The sequence below is a fragment of the Alcanivorax sp. genome (assembly GCF_051117345.1).
GTDB lineage: Bacteria > Pseudomonadota > Gammaproteobacteria > Pseudomonadales > Alcanivoracaceae > Alcanivorax.
Window position 1 is genome coordinate 1 of the sequence record NZ_JBNPEC010000171.1, and the last position, 4,479, is coordinate 4,479.

The 4,479-nt window shown below is 60.1% G+C and carries 7 protein-coding genes; 4 read left to right on the plus strand and 3 right to left on the minus strand.

The features are described 5' to 3' along the window. The 3 genes from ACFE0K_RS11070 to ACFE0K_RS11080 all read left to right on the plus strand — a co-directional run. Positions 1 to 690: polyprenyl synthetase family protein (locus ACFE0K_RS11070; protein ID WP_434536121.1), on the plus strand; the 690-nt coding region annotated here is incomplete at its 5' end. Positions 691 to 833: 143 nt separating this feature from the next. After that, a complete protein-coding gene (locus ACFE0K_RS11075) occupies positions 834 to 1,349 on the plus strand; it encodes a YajG family lipoprotein (RefSeq protein ID WP_434536122.1) in 516 nt (171 codons plus the stop codon). After that, on the plus strand, positions 1,349 to 1,633 hold the full coding sequence (locus ACFE0K_RS11080) for a SelT/SelW/SelH family protein (RefSeq protein ID WP_434536123.1): 285 nt from the start codon (positions 1,349 to 1,351) through the stop codon (positions 1,631 to 1,633). Before ACFE0K_RS11075 ends, ACFE0K_RS11080 begins: the two co-directional genes overlap by 1 nt. A gap of 291 nt (positions 1,634 to 1,924) precedes the next feature. Here ACFE0K_RS11080 and ACFE0K_RS11085 read toward each other — a convergent pair whose 3' ends face one another. The 3 genes from ACFE0K_RS11085 to ACFE0K_RS11095 form a co-directional block, all read right to left on the minus strand. Further along, on the minus strand, positions 1,925 to 2,119 hold the full coding sequence (locus ACFE0K_RS11085) for a CPXCG motif-containing cysteine-rich protein (RefSeq protein ID WP_434536124.1): 195 nt from the start codon (positions 2,117 to 2,119) through the stop codon (positions 1,925 to 1,927). 2 nt (positions 2,120 to 2,121) lie between these two features. Beyond that, positions 2,122 to 2,526, minus strand: coding sequence for an HIT domain-containing protein (locus ACFE0K_RS11090; RefSeq protein ID WP_434536125.1), 405 nt, complete (start codon positions 2,524 to 2,526; stop codon positions 2,122 to 2,124). Between the two features lie 145 nt (positions 2,527 to 2,671). Next, the gene (locus tag ACFE0K_RS11095) at positions 2,672 to 3,685 is read right to left on the minus strand and encodes an AraC family transcriptional regulator (protein WP_434536126.1); all 1,014 of its coding nucleotides are present in this window, start codon (positions 3,683 to 3,685) and stop codon (positions 2,672 to 2,674) included. Between the two features lie 122 nt (positions 3,686 to 3,807). Between ACFE0K_RS11095 and ACFE0K_RS11100 the strand changes: the two genes are divergently transcribed. Next, positions 3,808 to 4,479, plus strand: a 672-nt coding sequence (locus ACFE0K_RS11100) for an SDR family oxidoreductase (protein ID WP_434536127.1), incomplete at its 3' end; no start/stop codon positions are given.

A 4,479-nucleotide genomic window follows, 5' to 3' on the forward strand; every position in this document is an offset into this window, starting at 1 on the left:
GGACGCCCCACGGTCAACGCCGTCTGGGGCAATGCTGCCAGTGTACTGGTGGGCGATTTCCTGATTTCCCGCGCCCTGCAGCTGATGGTAGGCCTCAGGCACTCGCGGTTGCTGGATATTTTCTCGCAGAGCACCAATACCATCTCCGAGGGCGAGGTGCTGCAGCTGATCAATGTGCGCGACCCCAACACCAGCGAAGACAACTACATGCGGGTGATCCATCACAAGACCGCCAAGATGTTTGAATCGGCGGCGGAAACCGGCGCCGTTCTGGGTGCCGACGAAAACACTGACTTCGTGGACGCCTTTGCCGCCTATGGCCGCCACCTGGGTATCGCCTTTCAGCTGATCGACGATGTACTGGACTACCAGGGCGAAGCCAGTGAGCTGGGCAAGAATGTGGGCGACGACCTGGCCGAAGGCAAGCCCACCCTGCCGCTGATCTACACCATCGCCAACGGCAGCCCGGAACAGGCCAAACTGATCAAGGACGCCATCCGCAATGGCGGCCTGGACCATCTGCAACATATTATTGAAACCGTTCAGGCCAGCGGTGGTCTGCAATATACGGTGGACAAGGCCGCCGAGCATACTCGCCTGGCCCTGGACGCCATCGCTGCGGTACCGGCTTCCCCCTACAAGGAAACCCTGTTCACCCTGGCGGAAGAATCTCTCAAGCGGACCTATTGAAAACCGCATCAGGCAATATGCTGCACACAAATATCGGGTGCAGCGTGTTGGCAGCAACCTGCCACCAAGGAGTCCCTATGTTTCGTGCCGTGCTAGTTCTTGCTCTTAGTACCATATTTGCCGGCTGCGCCCTGAGCCCGCAGATGATTGACGTCAAACCGGTTGCCAACGTGGAAGCCACCAATGTTGGCCAGAATCAGCCAGTGCAGGTTCTGGCGGTGGATTCCCGGGACCAGGAAGCCTTTGGTACCCGCGGCGGCGTGTATAAAAACACCGCCCTGGTGCGCCCTGCCAATGATGTGAAGAGCGCTATCGAAGACGCTATTCGCAAAGGGCTGCAAACTCAGGGTTTCAATGCCTTCAACCCCAGCGACGATGCCACTCGCCTGGAGGTTCGCCTGGAACAGCTGGACTATGTCCCGGAAGAAGGCTCAGTGGTCAATGAAGTCACCCTGACTCTCACCCTGCTCGCCGAAGCCAGCCGCGGCGACGTGCTCCACACCGGCAGCTACAAAAGCAGCGTGGTTCACGACCTGCCACTGACCCCTTCGGCCAGCCGCAACCAACAGATGGTTAACGACATCCTCAGTGGCGCCATCAACCGTCTGCTCAAGGATCCGGAAATGCTCTCCTTCCTGGCGGGTAACGACACACCCTGATGCCAAGCAACCGCGTCGCCATTCACTACTGCAGCCAGTGCAACTGGCTGCTGCGCAGCGCCTGGTATGCCCAGGAGCTGCTTAACACGTTCAGCGACGAACTGGACGAAGTGGCCCTGCAACCCGGCACCGGCGGTGTCTTTCAGATCGAGGCCAATGGCCAGCGAATCTGGGAACGCAAGACCGACGGCGGTTTTCCGGACATTACCGAGTTGAAGCGACGGGTGCGGGATGTGGTCTGCCCGGAGCGGGAGCTGGGGCATATTGATCGCAAAGGCACCTGATACCCACTACTCCACTGAGCGTCGCGGACAGCGCGATAACCAGCGCCGCGAAACACTTTCTACAACGCTGCTGTAGGAGCTCCTCTTGAGGGGCGAACCGAGCGTAGCGAGGCAGGCCAGCAATGGAACCTGTCAAGCCCTGATACTCCTGATCGCCCGCGGGCGATTTCCACGCTGACGCGTGGTTCGCCCCTCAAGAGGAGCTCCTACAGCGGCTTCGAAACAGCTCGGGACAACATGATACTGGCTATCGCGCCGCCAGCGACGGCGAGCCAATCGCACAGGGACGGGCTATTCATTCTCCGGCCGCACATCTACCTGCGGCTCTTCACTGTCGAACGGCACCGCCACCGAAAACAGCAGCGGCTGGCAGCACACCTGACAGTCTTCCACGTATTCCTGCTCTGCCACCGACGTATCAATCAGCACCTCGATGGGCTCCCAGCAATGGGGACATTGCACGGTCACCGGTACCAGACCTGCCATAGTTAGCCCTCCTCCTCAATGGTCAGCCCCTGCAGCCACGCCGGGACCTTTCCCTCTGCCCAGGGCTCAGGCTGGCCCTGCCCCCACACCGGACCGGGCCAGCAGGGATCCCCCTCAAAGCGGGCAATGATATGGATGTGCAGTTGCGGCACCATATTGCCCAGAGCGCCGATATTGATCTTGTCCGCCCCGGTCACCCGCTCCAGCTCCGCCGCCAGGCCATTGACCTGTTGCAGCAGCGCCTGCTGGTCTGCCAGGGGCAGATGATGCCATTCCCGCAGACCGTCACGCTTGGGGACCACGATCAGCCAGGCAAAGCGCTGGTCATTCATCCAGCGCAGCCAGCAAAGGTCGGTTTCACCCAGAGCGCGGGTGTCAGCGGCAAGACGGCTATGGAGTGTGGCCATGGTCTCTCCTTGAATAACAGAACATCGGAGCGAGTGACGAGGTGCGAGTTTCGACATTCAAAACCTGACGGCCTTTCGCTCTTCGTAACTCGCACCTCGCTTCTCGCAACTGGCCGTCAGCGGTTGCCCGCGCCATGGGCGACTATCACCGATAATCCGAAGGACTGCGCAACGTCCAGCGCCGGAACGCCCGGGCAAAGTTTGAGGCATCGGAATAGCCCAGGCTCATGGCGATCTCGTCCACGGTCTTGTCGGTCTGGGTCAGATACTCCACCGCCAGGCCCTTGCGCAACCCATCCAGCACTTCCTGATAACTGGTACCCAGTTGTTGCAGCTTGCGCTTGAGGGTCCGTGAAGACATATGCAGCTCACTGGCCACCTCTTCCACCCCGGGAAAGCGTCCGCCGCCGCCCAGAATGATCCGCCGTACCTGACCAAGCAGGGCTGGCGGCGCCTTGATAGAGGCCATTTCCTGTTCGCACTGATCCGCCGCCATACGTGCCAGCCGAGGATCGGCAAATTGCAGCTCATAGCTCAGGCGCTCCACCGGAAAGCGCATTTGATTGTAAGCACAATCAAAATACACCGGCACCGGCATCACCGGTCGCATGCGCGCAAAGTACTCCGGCTCCGGGTAGGTGAAGCGCAGCTCACCGATAATCTCCATGTCCGGCAGCAACTTCTGGCCCATAAAATGAAAGCTGGAAAACAGACTCTCCATCATCACCGGCGCCAGATCCCCCAACGCCAGCAACTCGCTGATCTGCATCACCGCCATGTCGCCATCGGTAAATATTTCCAGCTGCACCAGGGTGCTGCGGGTACGAAAGTATTTCACTGCCAATTCCATGGCTTCGCCCAGGGTGGCGCTGCTCATGGCCGCGTAACCGAGAAACCCGTGGGAAGAGATTGTCATGGCGGCGCCCAGCTCCCAACCCAGCCAGGGCTCTCCGCTGAGCTCAATCCCTCTTGCCACCACCCTCTCGAAGTCCTGGGCAGTCACCCGGGCTTTCGGGTCCCGCCAGCAACCCGGCTCAATCGCGGTGCCGGACAGCATCACTTCATTGGAAATACCCCGCCGGGACAACACATCCAGCAACAGGGCCAGGTATTCGGCGGAGACCGAGTACTCCGCAGGGTCCATTTTTAGTATTGTCATGGCTATATCCTGCTAGTGCCGTTCATGGCCCCAAATGACCGAAAAAAGCAACCATAACGTTACACTCCGCCGCTGACAAGTAACTCTCGTTCACTTGTTACGGCCAACACTGGGAGAGCACCATGTCCACCGCCAACCTGAAAGGCAAAACCCTGTTTATCACCGGTGCCAGCCGCGGTATCGGCAAGGCCATCGCCCTGCGTGCCGCACGCGACGGCGCCAACATCGTTCTGTTCGCCAAAACCACGGAACCCCACCCCAAACTACCCGGCACCATCTACACCGCCGCCGAAGAAATTCGCGAGGCCGGAGGCTCGGCCCTGCCCTGCGTAGGTGACATTCGCTATGAGGAACAGCTGCAGGCGGCCGTGGACCAGGCCGTGGATACCTTTGGCGGCATCGATATTCTGGTCAACAATGCCAGCGCCATCTCTCTAACCGGCACCGAAGCCACCACCATGAAGTCCTACGACCTGATGCATCAGATCAACAGCCGCGGCACCTTCATGGCCAGCAAGCTGTGTCTGCCACACCTGAAGAAAGCGGCCAACCCGCACATCCTCAACCTGGCCCCGCCACTGAATATGGCTCCCCACTGGTTTGGTCGCCACGTGGCCTACACCATGGCCAAGTACGGCATGAGCCTGTGTGTACTGGGAATGGCCGACGAATATGCCGGCCAGGTGGCGGTGAATGCCCTGTGGCCGAAAACCGTCATCCATACCGCTGCGGTAAAGAACCACCTCGGCGGCGCCTCCCCCGTCCAGGCTGCCCCACGCACATCGCTCATGGCC